General features: G+C 34.5%; 19 protein-coding genes. 3 read left to right on the top strand and 16 right to left on the bottom strand.

The features are described from left to right. Positions 1–154: 154 nt before the first annotated feature. From arfB to BLT84_RS05310, 7 genes are all read right to left on the bottom strand, one after another. Positions 155–559 carry an alternative ribosome rescue aminoacyl-tRNA hydrolase ArfB gene (gene arfB / locus BLT84_RS05340; protein WP_091263394.1) on the bottom strand — a complete coding sequence of 135 codons (405 nt, stop codon included), beginning with the start codon at positions 557–559 and terminating at the stop codon, positions 155–157. Positions 560–561: 2 nt separating this feature from the next. Further along, positions 562–2,115, bottom strand: a complete 1,554-nt coding sequence (locus BLT84_RS05335; RefSeq protein WP_091263392.1) for a DUF4301 family protein — start codon at positions 2,113–2,115, stop codon at positions 562–564. Beyond that, positions 2,112–2,681: an AAA family ATPase gene (locus BLT84_RS05330; protein WP_091263391.1), complete on the bottom strand. Its 570-nt coding sequence runs from the start codon at positions 2,679–2,681 to the stop codon at positions 2,112–2,114. Before BLT84_RS05330 ends, BLT84_RS05335 begins: the two co-directional genes overlap by 4 nt. Further along, positions 2,642–3,274 (bottom strand): nicotinamide riboside transporter PnuC, encoded by a 633-nt coding sequence (gene pnuC, locus BLT84_RS05325; protein ID WP_091263389.1) that lies wholly within the window; start codon positions 3,272–3,274, stop codon positions 2,642–2,644. Before pnuC ends, BLT84_RS05330 begins: the two co-directional genes overlap by 40 nt. After that, positions 3,258–3,518: a thiamine-binding protein gene (locus BLT84_RS05320; protein ID WP_034886935.1), complete on the bottom strand. Its 261-nt coding sequence runs from the start codon at positions 3,516–3,518 to the stop codon at positions 3,258–3,260. The genes pnuC and BLT84_RS05320 overlap by 17 nt, the downstream gene beginning before the upstream one ends. An 89-nt stretch (positions 3,519–3,607) precedes the next feature. Beyond that, positions 3,608–4,315 (bottom strand): geranylgeranylglyceryl/heptaprenylglyceryl phosphate synthase, encoded by a 708-nt coding sequence (locus BLT84_RS05315; RefSeq protein WP_034886936.1) that lies wholly within the window; start codon positions 4,313–4,315, stop codon positions 3,608–3,610. A gap of 3 nt (positions 4,316–4,318) precedes the next feature. Continuing rightward, complete coding sequence (locus BLT84_RS05310; RefSeq protein ID WP_034886937.1) at positions 4,319–4,972, bottom strand: 4'-phosphopantetheinyl transferase family protein; 654 nt, start codon at positions 4,970–4,972, stop codon at positions 4,319–4,321. A gap of 64 nt (positions 4,973–5,036) precedes the next feature. Between BLT84_RS05310 and ahcY the strand changes: the two genes are divergently transcribed. After that, entirely contained in the window at positions 5,037–6,353 is a 1,317-nt protein-coding gene (gene ahcY, locus BLT84_RS05305; protein WP_034886938.1) for an adenosylhomocysteinase, read from the top strand. A 249-nt stretch (positions 6,354–6,602) separates the two neighbouring features. Here the strand turns inward: ahcY and BLT84_RS05300 are convergent, their stop codons facing one another. The 4 genes from BLT84_RS05300 to BLT84_RS05285 form a co-directional block, all read right to left on the bottom strand. Beyond that, on the bottom strand, positions 6,603–6,818 hold the full coding sequence (locus BLT84_RS05300; protein ID WP_034886939.1) for a DUF2007 domain-containing protein: 216 nt from the start codon (positions 6,816–6,818) through the stop codon (positions 6,603–6,605). Between the two features lie 86 nt (positions 6,819–6,904). Continuing rightward, positions 6,905–7,165 carry a 50S ribosomal protein L27 gene (gene rpmA, locus BLT84_RS05295; protein WP_034886940.1) on the bottom strand — a complete coding sequence of 87 codons (261 nt, stop codon included), beginning with the start codon at positions 7,163–7,165 and terminating at the stop codon, positions 6,905–6,907. A gap of 25 nt (positions 7,166–7,190) precedes the next feature. Continuing rightward, complete coding sequence (rplU, locus tag BLT84_RS05290; protein WP_034886941.1) at positions 7,191–7,664, bottom strand: 50S ribosomal protein L21; 474 nt, start codon at positions 7,662–7,664, stop codon at positions 7,191–7,193. 98 nt (positions 7,665–7,762) lie between these two features. Beyond that, positions 7,763–8,233, bottom strand: a complete 471-nt coding sequence (locus tag BLT84_RS05285; protein WP_034886942.1) for a DUF4199 domain-containing protein — start codon at positions 8,231–8,233, stop codon at positions 7,763–7,765. Positions 8,234–8,421: 188 nt separating this feature from the next. On the opposite strand from BLT84_RS05285, the gene BLT84_RS05280 reads away from it, so the two are divergent. Beyond that, complete coding sequence (locus tag BLT84_RS05280) at positions 8,422–9,753, top strand: M16 family metallopeptidase (protein ID WP_034886943.1); 1,332 nt, start codon at positions 8,422–8,424, stop codon at positions 9,751–9,753. A gap of 21 nt (positions 9,754–9,774) precedes the next feature. Beyond that, on the top strand, positions 9,775–11,841 hold the full coding sequence (locus BLT84_RS05275; RefSeq protein WP_091268034.1) for a M16 family metallopeptidase: 2,067 nt from the start codon (positions 9,775–9,777) through the stop codon (positions 11,839–11,841). 31 nt (positions 11,842–11,872) lie between these two features. On the opposite strand, the gene BLT84_RS05270 is transcribed toward BLT84_RS05275, so the two are convergent. From BLT84_RS05270 to BLT84_RS05250, 5 genes are all read right to left on the bottom strand, one after another. Beyond that, positions 11,873–12,781, bottom strand: coding sequence for a DMT family transporter (locus BLT84_RS05270; protein ID WP_091263387.1), 909 nt, complete (start codon positions 12,779–12,781; stop codon positions 11,873–11,875). A 110-nt stretch (positions 12,782–12,891) separates the two neighbouring features. Next, positions 12,892–14,208 (bottom strand): RagB/SusD family nutrient uptake outer membrane protein, encoded by a 1,317-nt coding sequence (locus BLT84_RS05265; protein ID WP_091263385.1) that lies wholly within the window; start codon positions 14,206–14,208, stop codon positions 12,892–12,894. 11 nt (positions 14,209–14,219) lie between these two features. Further along, positions 14,220–17,216 carry a SusC/RagA family TonB-linked outer membrane protein gene (locus BLT84_RS05260; protein ID WP_091263384.1) on the bottom strand — a complete coding sequence of 999 codons (2,997 nt, stop codon included), beginning with the start codon at positions 17,214–17,216 and terminating at the stop codon, positions 14,220–14,222. A gap of 133 nt (positions 17,217–17,349) precedes the next feature. After that, complete coding sequence (gldD, locus tag BLT84_RS05255) at positions 17,350–17,910, bottom strand: gliding motility lipoprotein GldD (protein ID WP_034886947.1); 561 nt, start codon at positions 17,908–17,910, stop codon at positions 17,350–17,352. Then, positions 17,907–19,229, bottom strand: a complete 1,323-nt coding sequence (locus tag BLT84_RS05250; RefSeq protein ID WP_034886948.1) for a gliding motility-associated protein GldE — start codon at positions 19,227–19,229, stop codon at positions 17,907–17,909. The genes gldD and BLT84_RS05250 overlap by 4 nt, the downstream gene beginning before the upstream one ends. Positions 19,230–19,242: the final 13 nt, after the last annotated feature.

Here is a 19,242-nt window from a genome sequence, read left to right as displayed (position 1 = left end):
AAAAATTGTACCAAAGAAATATAGAATAGATCTTTTATCAAAACACTGTATTGATAATACATCGAGGACTGTTGAACTTTTTTAAATGATACTATTTATGTGGAATTTTATACAATTGAAAAAATTCATGTAGCAAGATTCTACAATAACGATTTTAAACGGAGGGTTTTTGACGATTCCCTTTCTTCTCAGATCTTATCTTCTTTTCTCTTAATCTCTTTAATTTTGAAGCTTTGGTAGGTCGGGTCTTTTTTCTAGGTTTAGGTTTTTTAAGAGCATCTTTAATTATATCCAGCAGCCTTGAGATAGCTTCCTCTTTATTTCTATGCTGACTTCTACTACCTTGACTTTCTAAAATTAGCTCTCCGGCAATCGTAAGTCTGGAAGATAACTTCTTTAAAACCTGAGATTTTTCCTCTTCAGAAAATGCCTGAGAATTTTCAAGATCTAGAGATAAAATAATTTTCGAAGATGTTTTATTAACATGTTGCCCTCCCGCACCCGAACTTCTCACTGCTTTAAAACTTAATTCCTGAACTAGTTGGTCTAAGTTGGCCATTTTTATTGCATCTGATGACTAGCCTTCAAAAGATCTGAGACTGTTTTTACGGGATTAAATGTTTGCACTGGAACTTCAACAAAAACGGTATTCCATTTTGCCATTGCCCCATTCCATAACCCAGGTCTTTCTAAAGCTCTTAAAGGTTTTCCATCTTTAGTTTTTTCAGCAATGAAACTCATTGTTGGATCTACAAAGAGATTTAGATCGAACAGATTTCCTTGGTAATCTTTTATCCCGCAAACAAGATCTACAGGATTAAAATGAGTTGCATTTTGAGCGATCTCGTTTTGATGAATATCTTTTGTATCAATTTGTGCGCTTTCAATAATTTGAAGTGATCTTTCTCCATTTTCCATTTTCACTAAAAATGGCCCACCTCCTGGTTCTCCTTCATTCTTTACCATACCACAAACCCTTAGCGGTCTGTTAAGTTTATCTTGCAAATATTTGATCTTTTCATCTTTAGAAAGTGTACTAAAATCTTCTTTAGAACTTAGATTGAGTTTTTCATTTAAAAAGACCTTGATTTGTTCTAACTCTTCATCTGAAAGATTAAGATTATCAAGATTAATTAAATGCTCAAAACATTGATCTTGAAGTAACAATAATTTTCCCCCAAGAACTTTCTTGAAGTTGGCCATGTTATCTACTTCAGAAGATTTCACAACATTATCTATATTCTTTATAAAGACAACATCTGCATCAAGATTATTCAAATTCTCTATAAGAGCTCCATGCCCACCGGGTCTAAAGAATAATTCATTATCTACTGTCCTAAAGGGAGTATTGTCTTTATTTACAGCGATAGTATCTGTCTTAGGATTTTGATAGGAATAGGTTACTTTAAAATTTATCCCCGTTTTCTTATTTACTCTCTCTAAGATACGGTTATACTCGTTTTCAAATTTCTCTTTATGTTCTTCTGAAACTGTAAAATGCAGATCACATTCTCCATTTACTTCAGAATATAACGCTGCTTCGTAGAGATGTTCTTCAAAAGCTGTAGCTATTAGATCGTCATATTTATGAAAAGGAACTAATCCCTTTGGATGATCACAAAGATCTAATCCTGGTGAAAATAACATAGCTTTGGTTATCAAAACTTTCTTCTTATCATCGGCTAGATCAGCAAAGTTCGAATTATCTTTTTTTGCAAACTCTACAGATTCCTTGTAGAATGGTAATTTTTCAAAATTTCTAAAAAACCTATTAAGATTATCGTTATCTATTTTTTTAAGATAATTAGACAACTCTTCTCGCTCTGGATCAAATTCATTTAAGAATACATGTATTGCTTTAAACATTCTGGTAGCTGCCCCAGAAGCAGGCACAAATTTTAAGATCTTATATTCTGATTTGTGATCTTCATAGAATTTTTTAAGTTCCTGTTGTCTTGCTTCAGAATATTGTTTTATACCATCTCCAACCGTAGCTGCTGCAGCAATATTTACCGGCAGATTACCACGAGAGAAAATTTTTAATTGCTCTTCTATTTCGCTTAATGCAATACCTTTATTTTCAATTTGCTGTATATCTGCCTGTGTAAAATTCAATTTTCTATCTTTAAAAGTTTATTAATAACCGAGACTGCTTTGGTAAATCTTTGCTCTTCACTTCCTTCTAGAATAACGAAAGGACGTTCATACAACAGTAGGGTGCTTTTAAATCTCTCGAACATTCCCTCTCTATCATGAGGTTTATCTCTTAGGTCATCTTTAACCCAAGGGGCATCAATATTAGTTAAAAAGTAAATATCATACCAATTGTTTAACGCATGTTTATGAAGTTCAGGGTCACAAAATTCGTTGTAATAAGCTTCAGAATAAACCTTTAGCTCTAATAAATTGGTATCACAAAATAATACTTTATTGGCAGATCTACTCAATCTATTTTCTGCTGCCATTTGTCCTTCTGCAATAGGAATAAGATCTTCTGGTGTACAAACCTGCTTTTTTTCATCCCATTTCTTCTGAAGATATTCCCGCATATATTCTTCCACCCAATACGTATTGTAATGAGCTGCAAGCCTTTTTGCCAAAGTGGTTTTACCGGTAGATTCCGGACCAAATAATACCGCCTTTACGCAGTTTGCAGTTGTTTGTTTAAGCTTTTCTTCCATGCTAGATAGCCATAAACGGCAATTACAGTAAATAATAAATATTGAAAACTAGTGAGGGTAAGTCCTTTATAAAAATATAGGGGGACAGAAATAAGATCTCCTATAATCCAATAGATCCAATTCTCTATTTTTTTGAGTGCCATAAGCCACATTCCCACAAAGAATACAGCTGTAGTGATAGTATCTACATAGGCTGTCCAATTATTCCATTTATCAAAATAATTATAAACAGCATAAACAAAAACCATGGTGCCAATAAACAAAAAGACAGCTTTTAAATGTTCTTTTTTAGTCATCACGGTTACTGGCGTAAAGTGAACAGCATCCACTTTCCTCGTCCAGATATACCACCCATAAATGCTCATAGAAAAATAATAGGCATTTATCATCATATCTCCCAATAACCCCCATTGCCAGAGAAGGTATACAAAAATCAATGTGCTAATGATTCCGGTAGGGTACACAAGAATATTTTCTTGTTTAGAATACCAAACAGACAGAAACCCAAAGATTACGGCTATAACTTCTAATATGATGTAGAATGTGGGATAATTGTAATACTGTCCAAAGAAAAAATCAAAAATGGGCTGCATAATCGCTTCTATCAGATTTTACGATCTTAATATACATCAATCCTCTATCTACTGCTTCTAAGGCTATTTTCATCTCTTTATTTAAGATTTCCATCACCTTATCATAATCTCCGTAAACCTGAGTACTTAAAGGATTTTCTTTAATAATAAGCCCAGATGCTCTTAAGCTTTTTATAAAATTGATAATGGCAGGCTCGTAATTATCCTGAAGTGGGGATAAAGTAAGTTCTACTGAAATTTCCATGTTCTAATTATTTCTATGATAATTTAATTCAAAAATACCAATTATAATCTCATAGTCTGTACAGATTAAAAGATAACATGGCACAAAACCTAATCAGAAAACACGTTGTTCTCAAAGGCGGTTCCAACTACCACAATATCTGCACCTGCCTTATAAGTATCATTTACCTGAATGATAGATCTAATTCCACCTCCCACGATTAGCGGAATACTTATAATTTCTTTTACTCTTGAAATAATTTCTAAAGCTACTTGGTTTTTAGCACCACTACCAGCTTCGAGGTATATTAATTTCTTTCCGGAAAGTTCTCCGGCGTAAGCAGTATCTACTATTGTTTCTATATCGTTTTGAGAAAGTGGCAAAGTTTTGCTAACCCTTTGTACAGCGCATTCAGCACCTCCATCTACAAGAATATACCCCGTTGGAATAATTTCTAGTTTTGAATTTTTGAGTTGAGCTGCAGATTTTACCTGTTGCTCGATCAAATACTCCGGATTTCTTCCCGAAATTAAACTTAAGAATAATAATGCATCTGCTTTATCGGAGATCTGGGAATGATCACCAGGAAATAAAATTATAGGTAGTGAGGTAAATTGTTTTATACAAATTACTACTTCTTCTGTTTTAGATCTTTCTACTATACTACCCCCAACAAAAATAGAATTTACGTAACTAGGAAGTGATTGAAAGAATATAGATGCAGTAGCAGCTTCAAATTTATCGGGATCTATTAATACCGCTAAATGAGGTCTGCCAGAATTCTTATTCTGAAGTATATTAAAATAAAGTGAGTTCATTAATTAAGCGCTTCCCTTTTTTGACTCACTCTCTTCTCTAGCATACACACAGGTAAAACCTTCAAATTCTAAGAAATTTAGATCATACCCGGCACTTAAGCCTTTAAAAAGAATCTTTGCTGTAGTTTGGTGATCTTCAAAATCAAAATCGTGTATATTGATATGTTGAAGGAAACCCAAACCGGGTTCTGCAAATAGTTTATAAATTGCTTCTTTCCCACCCCATACAATGGTAAGTTTTCTAATTAAAGCTTCAGCATTAGCTACGGTATGATATTCTTTTAGTGGCGTAAATTTATTTGCGATCTTAAGAATCTTATCTCGCTGCATTTCTATATCTATTCCAACTTTCTCATTACTAATGATAATCCCGGTGAAATTATAAGAATGCGTAATAGAGATATGCATATCATCTGTTAAGTGTGGTTTTCCTAAAGAATCATAATAAAGGTCTGCATCTACATAACCTGCTTCTGCCATTAAATGCCGTATGCTCATAAAACCTCTTCTGTGAAGCTCAGATTTCATACCGTTCACTCGCTTTTGGCAATGTGGCGTTAAATCTATGTCTTTACTCAACCATTCTAAAGACTCTTCTACCTTCCAAATGAAGACTTTAGTATGAGCATTCACTGTTATTGTTTTGTAAAGTGGCATAAATTTTTGTTATATATTACTTACTTTTGCAAAAGAAAAATTGCTATAAATCAAATATAATAATATGTCTACTAAAACAGTGCCTTACACGGCCTATAAAGTTAAAGATATTTCCCTAGCAGATTGGGGAAGAAAAGAAATTGAACTTGCTGAGGCAGAGATGCCGGGATTGATGTCTCTTAGAGAAGAGTTTAAGGATGAACAACCTTTAAAAGGAGCTAGAATTGCAGGATGTTTACACATGACTATCCAGACTGCTGTTCTTATAGAAACATTAACGGCTTTAGGAGCAGATGTAACCTGGAGTTCTTGTAATATATTCTCTACACAAGATCAGGCTGCCGCTGCAATTGCTGCCGCTGGAGTTCCTGTATATGCATGGAAGGGAATGAATGAAGAAGAATTTAACTGGTGTATAGAACAAACCTTATTCTTTGGGGAAGATAGAAAACCATTGAACATGATCCTTGATGATGGTGGAGATCTTACCAATATGGTTTTAGATCAATATCCAGAATTAGCAGATGGTATTAAAGGACTTTCTGAAGAAACTACTACAGGAGTTCACCGTTTATACGAGCGTATGAAAAATGGAACGCTTCCAATGCCTGCAATTAACGTGAACGACTCTGTTACAAAGTCGAAGTTTGATAACAAATACGGATGTCGTGAGAGCGCTGTAGATGCTATTAGAAGAGCTACAGATGTGATGTTAGCCGGAAAGAGAGTTGTTGTTTGTGGATATGGTGATGTTGGAAAAGGTACTGCAGCATCTTTTAAAGGAGCGGGTTCTATTGTAACTGTTACAGAAATTGACCCGATTTGCGCACTTCAAGCTGCAATGGATGGATTTGAAGTAAAGAAATTAGAAAATGTTCTTGAAAAAGCAGATATCGTTATTACCACTACAGGAAATAAAGGCATTGTGCGTCCAGAACATTTTGAAGCGATGAAAGACAAGACTATTGTAGCAAATATTGGTCATTTTGATAATGAGATTGCAGTTTCTTGGTTAAACAATACTCACGGAAATTCTAAAGTTGAGATCAAGCCTCAAGTAGATAAATATACCATCAATGGCAAAGACATTATTCTTTTAGCGGAAGGTAGGCTTGTAAACTTAGGTTGTGCTACTGGTCATCCAAGTTTTGTAATGAGTAACTCATTTACAAACCAGACTTTAGCACAAATCGAACTTTGGAAAAATACAGATAATTATAAAAATGAAGTTTATATGCTACCAAAGCATCTAGATGAAAAAGTGGCTAAACTTCACCTTGAGAAAATTGGTGTAGAGCTTACAGAATTATCTCAAGATCAAGCAGAATATATTGGAGTAACTGTTGAAGGACCGTTCAAACCAGAATATTACAGATACTAGTTCCATAAAACCTTAATATTAAAAAGCTCTCACATATATTTTGTGGGAGCTTTTTTTATGCTTTAATACTTTCTAAATGATATTTTCGAAATTAAATCTTTGAAGGTCACATTGAGCGAAATCGAGATGTTTTATAAGTAATCTTTATAAACCCGAAGACTCCGCTCAAGGGGTGACGTAATTTTATTTACATCATGCTGAATTTATTTCCGCATCTCATAAAAGATAAACTAATTTAAGCAGAGCAATCTAAAACTCAGCCTTGTCTATGATATAACGGGCTTTAATGTAATCGTCTTCACTTACTTGCACTCTTACCCCATGATTTCCTAAACCTGCAATTCCTGCGGCGCTATTCATCACATCATCGAAAATTCTATAAGCGATACCTTCCATATCAAAGAGATTTCGAATAATTGCAATTTGAAAAGAATTAGGAGTAGAGAAAACCGTTATAAAATTCATATTCAATAAATTCTGATTCGATTAAAAGTACAAAAAAACCCTTTCTGAAAACAGAAAGGGTTTTTATAAATCTATAAAAGAAAATACTAAGCTTCAAACGGTTCAATAGAAACGTAAGATTTATTATTTTTCTTTTTAGTGAATTTTACAAGACCGTCAACTTTGGCATGTAAAGTATGATCTTTTCCTCCATACACATTCTCTCCTGGATTGTGTGTATAACCTCTTTGTCTAACGATGATATTTCCCGCGATAGCAGCTTGACCACCAAAAATCTTTACACCTAAGCGTTTTGATTCTGATTCTCTACCGTTCTTGGAACTACCAACTCCTTTTTTGTGAGCCATTTTATTTCGTTTTTAAACTATTAAATTAACTTAAAGCAGCAATTAATTCTGCTTTTTTCATTGAAGAGTAACCTTCAACTCCTTTATCTTTTGCCATATCTCTCAATTCAGCAACAGTGTTCTGGCTTAAATCATTAGAAGTGTTAGCTTCTTCTTTTTTAGCCGGTTCTGATTTTTTCTTAGATCCTGGAAGTGTAATTCCAACGATAGAAATCTCAGTTAAAGATTGACGGTGACCATTCTTCACACGGTAACCTTTTCTTCTTTTCTTTTTAAAGACAATAACTTTGTCTCCTTTTACGTGTCTGGTGATTTTAGCATCTACCAAAGCACCGTCTATAGCTGGGGCGCCGAAAGTGAAATTGTCACCATCACCTGTTAGAAGAACTTTATCGAAAGAAACTTTATCTCCTTCTTCTCCTGCTAGGCGGTGTACAAATACCTTTTGGTCTTTTGCAACCTTAAATTGCTGCCCTGCTATCTCTACAATTGCGTACATAGCGTATAATTAAATTAATTATTTAAATAAATTGCTTGCAAATTTTCCACAAGCGGGTGCAAATATACTTCTAAATAATTAATTCACAAAGTCTTTGATTATTTTCGTACCTGTTGTTTTTTTCCTGATCCTGCATTCCAAGAATCTTTAAATAGCTGCATAAAAGAAAGTGTAAGTACAAAGGTGGTAGCAAACCCCATAACGGCAACTACAAAAATTACAATTCCAACACTAGTATCATAGTCTGATCTCCACATACTCAACAATTGATTTAAAAAATCAGGATTAAATTCTGTGGAGTAAAGACCAAAAAATATGGTGAAAATAATGCTAGCGTTAAAACCCGTTAGCAAAAGTGCCATGAAGCCTTTTTGATATTTAAAATTGTCACCTTTCTCTAATCTATAATGTTTTATAGCTTCATACATTCCAAAGCCCATAATTACACCGTTAAATAAACTAAACGCCGGTTGGGTATGCACTTCAAAAAGCGCAAGGACTAAAAAATAAGCTATTAATCCAGCAGAAATAGCAACTCCATATTTAATTGGGATACTTAATGTTTTCATTCTTTTATTTTTTTCTTTTCTAAAGTTCTTTAAAATTCATCAGTAATTTACTTAATACGCTGTTAATTTTAACATCTTTAAACTTTGTGGAACTAAAAATAGGGCTAATTGTTAAATTTTCTGATATAATGTAACAACTTCACTGTTTGAGCAACCTATACCTACATTAATAAAAATATTCAAAAAAAATGATCAACAAATTTAAATTATCAGCCTGTGCGCTAATTCTTGGAGTTACCGGATTCGCACAAGAAGTTGAATTTACCGAGTACGATCTTGATAATGGCTTACATGTCATCTTACATCAGGATAAAACTGCACCCGTAGTAACCACCGGAGTGATGTACCATGTAGGAGCAAAAAACGAAAATCCTGAACGTACAGGATTTGCTCACTTCTTTGAACACCTTTTATTTGAAGGTACAGAGAACATCGATAAAGGGGAATGGTTTAAGATAGTTTCTGCTAATGGTGGTGCTAACAACGCTAACACTACAGATGACCGTACTTACTATTACGAGAACTTTCCATCTAACAATCTAGAATTAGGATTATGGATGGAATCTGAGAGAATGTTACATCCTATTATTAACCAAGGTGGTGTAGACACTCAAAATGAAGTTGTAAAAGAAGAAAAAAGATTGCGTGTAGATAACTCTCCTTATGGGCAGATCTTAGCAGAGGTTAAAAAGAATCTTTTTAAAAATCACCCTTACCGTTGGGCAACTATTGGATCTATGGATCATTTAGATGCTGCAACTTTAGAAGAGTTTAGAGATTTTAACAAGAAATTCTACGCACCTAACAATGCTACATTAGTAGTAGCTGGAGATATTGAAATTGGAGAAACAAAGAAAATGATTCAAGATTATTTCGCTCCAATTCCAAAAGGAAATGAAGTAACACCTATTAATATTAAAGAGGAGCCTATTACAGAGCAAATCAATGCAACGTATAATGATCCTAACATTCAATTACCTGCAATTGTTACTGCTTATAGAACACCTTCTATGAAGAACAAGGATGCTTATGTTTTAGACATGATCTCTTCTGTATTAACTTCAGGAAAATCTTCTAGACTTTATAAAAAATTGGTAGATGAGCAAAAACAAGCGCTTCAAATTGGTGCTTTCAACATTAGCCAGGAAGATTACGGGCAGTATGTGATCTTTGGTATTCCATTAGGAGATGTAGCTTTAGATACTATAGTTGCGGAAACTGATGAGGAGATCAAAAAACTTCAAACTGAATTAATTTCAGAAAGAGAATACGAAAAACTTCAAAATACTTTTGAAAATCAATTTGTAAACTCTAACAGCAGCATAGAAGGAATTGCAAATTCTTTGGCTAGATACCAAATGCTTTATGGTGATACAGATTTGATAAATGATGAGATAAAGATCTACCGCTCTATTACTAGAGAAGATATTAAAAGAGTAGCAAATGAATATCTTAATCCAAATCAAAGATTAGTATTAAAATACTTACCAAAAGAGGATAGCGCAGCTGATTCTGAATAGATAAAAATTAAAAATACAATGATGAAAAATAAAATAACAGCATTAGCCATTTTATTTCTTGTTTCGTTTGGAATTCAAGCCCAAGTAGACCGAAGCAAGCAACCTCAACCGGGTCCGGCTCCCAAAATAAACTTAGGTACTCCAGAGTCTTTTAAGCTAGATAATGGTTTAAAAGTACTTTTAGTGGAGAATCATAAACTTCCAAGAGTGAGTATGACGCTTACTATGGACAATCCTCCACATCCAGAAGGAGCAAAAGCAGGTATATCTACACTTACCGGAGATCTTTTAGGAACAGGAACAACTTCTGTAGAGAAAGACGCTTTTAATGAAGAAATAGATTATTTAGGTGCAAACTTAAATTACTTTTCTAGCGGAGCTTCAGCAAGAAGTTTATCTAAGTATTTTCCTAGAATCTTAGAATTGATGGCAGATGGAGCATTGAATCCAAAATTCACTCAAGAAGAATTTGACAAAGCTAAAGAGCGATTTTTAGAAGGATTAAAATCTGATGAGAAAGATGTTGCAGCAAATGCTAGAAAACTAAGATCTGCATTAGCTTTTGGAACTAATCACCCTTATGGGGAAATGGTTACTAAAGAAACTGTAGAGACCTTAACATTAGACAATGTAAAATCTTACTACAACAATTATTTTGTGCCTCAAAATGCATATTTAGTAATAGTAGGAGACATCAACCTTAAAGAAGCTAAAGATCTAGTAAAAAAAGGATTTAGCTCTTGGAAAAAAGGTACGCTTCCAACTTTTACCTTGCCAGAACCTAAAAACGTTCAGTACACTCAGGTAGATTTCTTAAACATGCCAAATGCTGTTCAAAGTGAAGTTGCTTTAGTAAATACTATCAAACTTAAAAAAGGAGATGCAGATTATTTCCCGGCTATTATTGCTAACCAAGTTCTTGGTGGTGGTGGTGAAGGAAGATTATTCAACAACCTTAGAGAAGATAAAGGTTACACTTATGGAGCCTACTCTAGAACAGATGATGATAAATATGTATCTTCTTTTGTAGCTAGCGCTAGTGTAAGAAATGCCGTAACAGATAGTGCTGTTGTTGCTTTCTTAGATGAGATTCATAGAATTAGAAATGAAAAAGTTTCTACTCAAGAATTGGCTTTAGCAAAAGCAAAATATGTTGGAAACTTTGTGAGAGCATTAGAAAACCCAACAACAATAGCTCAATATGCTTTAAACATTGAAACGGAAAATCTTCCTAAAGATTACTACCAAAACTATCTTAAAAAGATAAATGCCGTAACTGCAGAAGATGTTCAGAGAGTAGCTAAAAAATATTTCCAGGTAGACTATACAAGAATTGTAATTGCAGGAAAAGGTAGTGATGTTGCAGAAAGTTTAGAGAACCTTACCTACAATGGAAAAGACATCCCTGTAAAGTATTTTGATAAGCAAGCTAAAGAAATTAAAAAGCCAGAATTTAACAAAACCGTAGATGCTTCTGTAACTGTAGCAACTGTTTTTGACAAATATTTGAACGCTATTGGTGGTAAAGAAGCTGCTAAAAAAGTGGAAAGTGTTGTACTTATGGCACAAGCAACAATTCAAGGACAAAAATTAGATCTTGAAACTAAAACTACTGCAAATGGAAAATCTTCTACTGTAGTGTCTATGGCTGGACAGGCTATGAGTAAGCAGATCTTTAATGGAACTACCGGATATGCTGTTATGCAAGGACAAAAAATGCCTTTTAACGAAGAGCAAATTGCGGCTGCAAAACAAGATGCCAATACCTTCCCTGAGCTAAATGCTGAAGGAGCTAAAGTGATGGGAATTGAGCAGGTTGAAGGTCAGGATGCATATGCAGTTTCTCTAAACGAGCAAACTACATCTTACTATGATGTTAAGTCTGGACTTAAAGTGAAGTCTGTAAAAACAGTATCTCAAGCAGGACAGACAATGTCTATCCCTACTTTGTACTCCAACTACCAGGAAGTTGACGGAATTAAATTTCCATTTACAATTTCTCAGTCTTTTGGACCACAATCTTTTGAATTCAACGTTTCTTCTATCAAATTAAATGAAGGAGTAAGCGATGCAGATTTTGAAGAATAATTATTTTTGTTAATGTTGGAAAGACCGGTCTCTAGAGGCCGGTTTTTTTATTTGATGTATATAGGTTCTTAGCTCTATTCACCAAAAACACACCTAATAAAATAATCAAAGCTGAAAATAATTGAAGTAAACTAAATTTCTCTCCATCTAAGAATCCCCAACCCAAAGCCACCAGAGGAATAGTATAAGTTACTGAAGTAGAAAATACAGGATCTGAGATCTGTATCAACCTATTAAAGATTATCATCGCTATACCGGTTCCTATAACCCCCAGGATCATTACAAAGAATACAGAGATTCCAATCTCAGAATCAACTTTTATATCATCAAAATTAAAGCCTGTAGATAATAAAATTATAAATGCAGGAATTGCAAGCACTAAAAAATTTCCGGTAGTGATACCCAGTGCCGAGATATCATGCATATATCGCTTTAAAATATTTACATTGATAGCGTAGCAGGAAGCTGCAATTATTACCAAAATGGAATAAAAATAATTTTGATCTGGATTAACCTGCGCTCCGCTAAAGATCAACCCTAAAGTACCAAGCAACCCAATGATAACTCCAATTCCTTTATTTTGAGTTAACGCCAGTTTAAAGAATAATACTCCAAAGATCAAGGTCATTAAGGGTGTTGCTGCATTTAAGATGGATGCCACAGCACTATCTATTTCTGTTTCTGCAAAAGCAAAGAGGTATACAGGAAAAAATGAACCCAAGAAACCAGAGATCACGATCCATTTCCACTGACTTTTATTTAGTTTTAACAAACTTTTGAATCCAACTAAGAGTAAGAAAAAAGCTGCAAACAGAATTCGGAAAGAACCCAATTGAAGAGGAGTTAATCCTACGAGTCCTTTTTTAATCAGGATAAATGAGCTTCCCCAAACTATAGAAAGAAGAACTAAATAGACCCATTTAAGATTTTTTACCGGCATTGCTTCAGAATAAGATTTAAGTAGGCGAAAATAGGCAATTGTCAACAATAAAAAATCCAATGCATCTCTCGACACATTGGACTAATTATAGAATTATAATTATTAATTAACTACTCATTCTCGGTAAGTGGAATAGGGAATTGTGTAAACACATCATCTCCCGGTCTGTCTATAGGTAAGGTATTTAAAATATCATAACGTCTGGCATCAATCCATCTATGCCCTTCTCCATATAGCTCATAACGTCTTTGCTTCAACATTTCTGCAGTTAAGGCAGAAGCGGTATTTGCACCAGAATAATCTGATAGCGAGGCAGCATTTCTAATTACATTTAATGCTTTCACCACTTCCTCCGGATTGGTGTTAATATTAGCTTCAGCATAAAGTAAAACAAGTTCAGCATTCCTTATTATTGGAACATTATCTGTTCTAGACTTAAATACAAAGAAATCATAATCTCCAGAAAGGCCATCAAAAGTAATGGTCTCATCTCTCAAGCTTGTCTTAGCATCTATACGATCATCCCCAGCCTCTGCATCTGTAATGAAATCTGGCTGAACAATTCTAACTCCAGCAGCAGAAGCATTTTGTTGGAAAAATACCGGATTAGGAAGGTCGTTCTGATCATCTGAGAAAACATAGTAGATACCTTCAGAAAGATCTCCATTAAGGTCTAAGAAAGAATCTCCCAAAAAGCTTAATACGGCAGAAAAATCTTCTTGATACGCGGCAACTCTAGCAGACAACCCCTTATTAACCTCTAAAAATGAAGAAGGATCGTTAAATCCATCAAAACCAGCAGTCATGCTAAAAGGAAATGAATCTCCTCCAGCAGCTAAATTACTAGCTCCTTCTTCTAACATAGCTCTAATCGCAGATAAAGCTTCAGATTTTGAAACAATTGGCCCCAAATTCTCCGGATCATTCACATCTATTCTAATACCATTTTCATCTGTTAGATTTAAATTCATCAATAGCTCATGCGCTTTAATGGTCTTTAAGAGTCCTTCGGTTGCATTTAATTCACCTTCAGTAAAATCTGCAGTAGAGTTATCTAATGCTTCTAGTATAATATTTACATTCTTTACAGTTCTATATCTTGCGGCCCAAGGCGTGGTAATATAAAAGGTATTATTATCTAAAATGGCATTCTCTCTTCCCAAGAGATCTGCCGTTAGCCTAGGGTCTGAACTTGAGAATCTATAAAACTCACGTCCCAAAACTCCGGTATCGTCATAATAATTTCCAAGACCAACTCTCATGCTATAAAAAACTCCTCCCACGAGATCCTGAAGATCACCGCGAGAAAGATCTTCTACCAAAGAACCTACTTCCGGACCGTTTAGATCTGAAAACTCTTCTACGGTGCAGGAAGTTGTAAGTAAGCCTGCAACCATCAAGATTGATATTTTATTTAAAATTTTCATATTAATATTTTTTAAAAGTTAAAGGCTACGTTAAACATATATCTCTTGGAAGATGGAAAAGGAGTTACCTCAACGGCATTAAAAATACCACCTCCTCCAAAGTTGGAAACTTCCGGATCGTAGCTGTTATAATCGAAAATATTAATCAAATTGTTTCCGGAGAAACCAAATTTAATTCTGTCAAAGGTTCCGTTTAAGAAAGAGTCTGTAATAGCAGAAGGTATAGTATAATATAAACCAACCTCTCTCAATCTTAAATATCCAGAATCTTCAATAAATACTGCTGCAGAAGAACCTAACTGACTAACACGATAAGGCCCGTTTCCAATCTGCCCTTCAGGATCTAGATCTATTTCATCATAATCATGACTAGTTCCACTTAAATCTGTTAAAAGCGCAGTTAAATTGATATTATCTCCTCCTTTTTTCCATTGCCATAAGAAATTGAAATCAAAACCTTTATAGCTTATAGAATTATTAAAACTCATTTGAAAATCTGGCTCTGCATCTCCAAACTTTTGTAAACCGTTAGCATCTGGATCTGGCCCTATCCCAACAATTTGAGTAGCACTTTTACCTTCTTCAATTCTAAAGGTACCAAGCGTGGCTCCAAAACCACCTGCATTAAATGCCGGAACATCTAATCTGGTGATCTCAGATTTGTTCTTAAAAAAGTTCATTCCAAAATCCCAGTTAAAATCTTCACCTCTAAAAATAGCTGCATTTAACGCGATCTCTACCCCTTTATTCTCAAGACTACCTGCATTTACAAATTCTGTAGTAAATCCTGAGGAAGGTTCTTTAGAAGCATTTAAGATAAGATCGTCTACGGTTTTGATATAATAAGTAAGAGATCCTGTTAACCTGTCATTAAAAAATCCAAAGTCTACCCCTGTTTCAAATTCCTTTTGTCTTTCCGACTTCAGATCTGGGTTACCTCTGGTTCCAATAAGGCTAATTCCTTTTAATGTTACACCGCCCTGTCCTACATTGGTAAAACTGTTGTAAGATGTAAACAATGCTCCAATTGGTGGAAAGTTACCCGCCTCACCATAAGCAGCTCTTAATTTTAATTGGTTAAATTTTGAATTCTGATTCCAAAAGCCAAACTCATTTAAGTTTAAAGCAACCGAAGCTTTTGGATAATAGTTAAGTTTATTAGCATCTCCATTGTTCGAAGATTTATCACCCCTCACCCCAATTGTTGCAATTACTTTATCTTGAAAATTTACTTCTTCTTGCGCAAAGAAACCTGCATCTTCTTGCTTCAATCTATTTTGATCTACACCGGTATTAGTAGCCTGATCTACATTTGTTTCTGAAGCGACAAGATCTGTAGCGGTAATTAAATAACCATTTCTGTCAAAATATTCTCTGGTTAAACCTGCCTGAGTTCTAAAATTGATATTATTGTCTGTAAAGTAATTATGTACTAAGAATGCAGATAGATTATAGTTCTTATTTTGAGTACTTCCCTGCACAGATACACCATTCTGTCCTCCATTAGAAGGTTTTTGAAATTGAAGTTCTTTTGGAAAAAATGCCAATGTATTAAACCCATAAAAATCTAAACCACCACGTAAAATTAGTTCTAAGTTAGACTTATCATTCCTGTAAAGATCTATGTTAGCAGAACCTCCCATGATCAATCTATTGATCTTTTCATTATTAGTTACCAGATCTCTAGTTTGTAAGATATTGGAAGATCCTAATGGGTTATCAGGATAGTTCCCGTTTTCGTCTGGAAATAATTGCAACCAAGGCACAGTTCCTGTTAAAGCAACTCCCACTGAGGTTCCTGTATTATCATTATTAAAGTACCCTCTATCAGAAGAAGAATGAATGTAATTAGTACTCAGCGCTAATTTCACGAAATCATTAGCACGATGATCCACATTCAATCTCAAAGATATTTTCTCATATCCGGTATTGGCAACAATTCCATCTTCACTATTGTGCGTTACTCCGGCAAAGAACTTGGTTTTCTCTCCACCACCACTAGTACTAAAGTTAGTTATAGTAAGCAGCCCTTTATTCCCAAATAGTTCCTCTTCATAATCTACAAGTCTATTACCATCTCTGGCATCTATAAAATCCTGAACAGCGGCATCTCCAAAAGATTCTCTTACTCTATCTTCATTATAATCTCTAACACCTAATAGATTAATTACTTCCGTCCATCCTACAGATTGTGAAAATCTATAAGAAGTTTCTCCTGCAACTCCACGTTTGGTAGTAATAATAACTACCCCTGCTGCAGCTCTACTACCATAGATAGCGGCGGCAGACGCCCCTTTTAAAATCTCTATGTTTGCGATATCTTCCGGATTTATATCTGCAATCCTGTTGGATGGGTTATCTTGATTGGAAGCACTACCTCCCGCCGCGGCGCCAGATACAGCGTTTAAACCTGCTGCTATAGAAGAGTTATCTACATAAACTCCATCTACAATATAGAGAGGTTGTGTATTTCCTTGTATAGATGTAGCTCCACGCAATTTAACTGAAAGTCCTCCTCCCGGAGCTCCGGAGTTTGCACTTACAATAGCACCTGGAAATTTACCGTATAGCGCACCATCCAAAGTTGGTGGTGTGGTAGTTCCAACAAGTTCTGCAGCAGATATAGAAGCTACAGCGTTAGCTGAATTGGTTCTTTTTACAGAAGTTGCCAAACCTGTTACTACAACTTCGTCTAAAGCTGCGGCAGATTGAGCAAAATTAATAGCCATGGGGGAATTACTGGTTACATTAATCTCCTGAGTCTCAAAACCAATATAAGAAAAGACCAAGATTGTAGGGAGAGCATTGACTTCTAAAGAGAAAACACCATTAAAATCACTTGTGGTTCCATTAGAAGTACCTTTTTGAATAACATTCACAAAGGGCACCGGTTCTCCCGTAGATTCGTCAATAATTTTACCGTTAAGCGTTTCCTGAGCCATTAATATTGACGGAAACACAAATAGCAAAAATATCAACCTAACGCATCGTAATTGAATTTGCCTCATAACTCATATTTTATAATTAGTTTAACTAAAATATGAATTAATAACAAACAAACAGTTATTATATAGAGAAATGTGTTTGTTTAAACACCAAACATTGAAAGATTGTAATTTTAAAACTTAAAATATTAACAACTCAATTCCACTTTAAAGTTTCCATAAGATGTCTCATATCTTTCTTTATATAGGCAGCTGCAGGCATAATAGAATCAAAATTTGGTCTTTGGTTGAAGTAAAGAGATCCGGTAAGAAAATGCTTCGTGCTATCTGTAATATAAAATTCTGCCTGTGATGCAGCGTTCCCATCTATTTCGTAGAACATACCATAAGCTCTATGTTCTTTATTTTCATAGATATCTCCTTCAATAAAATCTGCCTTTATGGTATGCTGTAAAGGAAGTTTTTGAGCGTCTGTTAATAAAGAATCTAAGTTGTTATTAACTGGCTGATATGTTAGAAATATTGCCGCATCAAGCAATGGGTATTTAATATTTATCCAACACGGTTTATTATTTTGTGCTTGTATTATATTTGAAATTTGATTCATTTCAAAGCTATAGGAGCAATTAAGATCTATGGTAGTATAATTAGCTTCCGGATAATTTAGCGCCAGAAAAGCATTTGGCTTTGGCTGTTCCTCATCTTTACAACTCAAAACAGCCAATAGAATGAATATGCTAAAAATCAACTTTCTCATACGTCTTCTATGCTCAATTTAATCTGTTTTATCCTTTTATCATCTATCACTTCAATTATAAATTTATAATTTGAAAAGAAGATGATCTCATTCTTTTTTGGAAACCCTCCAGAGATCTCTAATAAGAAACCAGCCAGAGTTTCAGATTCTCCTTTATTCTCTTCAAATTTAGAAGCATCTTCAAGCTTAATGATCTTATAAAAATCTTTTAAAGGGGTCTTACCTTCAAAAACAAAGTTTTTATCGTCTAATTTCGAGAATATTAAGTCCTCATCATCAAACTCATCACTTATATCTCCTACTATCTCCTCTATAATATCTTCCAAAGAGATCAATCCGCTGGTTCCTCCATATTCATCTACTACAATAGCGAGATGTATCTTCTTAACCTTAAATTCATTAAGCAGATCATCCAACTTTTTATTTTCAGGAATGAAGTAAGGATCTCTTACTAGACTTGTCCAGTCAAACTCTTTTTTATCAAGATAGGGCAGAATATCTTTTACATATAGAATCCCTGTAACCTGATCTACATTTTCTTTATACACAGGAATTCTTGAATAACCATTTTCTATGATCTCTGGTATGATATCTTTAAATGGCTGACTTTCATTTAAGGCGAAAATATCCATTCTAGGTTTCATAACCTGTTTTGTATCTGTATTCCCAAAAGAGACAATTCCCTTTAAAATCTTTTGCTCCTCATGGGTGGTATCTTCATCTCTGGTAAGTTCTAGCGCCTGAGATAGATGATCTACACTTATATAACTTCGTTGCTTCCCCAATCTTTCATGAATAAAGATGGTAATGGCGCGCATAGGAATACTTAAGGGAGAAAAAATAAAATCGAGAACGTTTAAAGGATATGCCATGAAATTAGAAAATTTCACATTATTCCGGCTAGCATAAACTTTAGGAAGAATTTCCCCAAAGAGCAAGATTAAGAAAGTTACCAATCCTACCTCTACCACAAATTTAAAGTTAACACCAAACAACACAGCATTCATTCTTCCAAAGAACTCATCTGTAAGGGCATTAAACAATAGAACTATAGCAATATTAATAGCATTGTTAGCAACAAGTATGGTTGCAAGTAGCTTTTTAGGTTTTTCAAGAAGTTTTACAACTATCTTCTGGCTGTTGCTTCTATTACCATTTTCTGTTATAAAGTTGGAAGGTGTTAACGAAAAGAAAGCAACTTCTGCCCCAGAAATGAGAGCAGAGAAAATTAGTAACACAAATATCATCACAAAACTGAATATTTGCGATATATCTAAAGAGAAAAATAACGAAATTAAACTGGGAGGATCTGGATCCAATGGCTATGATTTT

This window comes from Gillisia sp. Hel1_33_143 (assembly GCF_900104765.1).
Classification (GTDB): Bacteria; Bacteroidota; Bacteroidia; order Flavobacteriales; family Flavobacteriaceae; genus Gillisia.
This window is presented reverse-complemented; position numbering and strand designations above follow the sequence as displayed.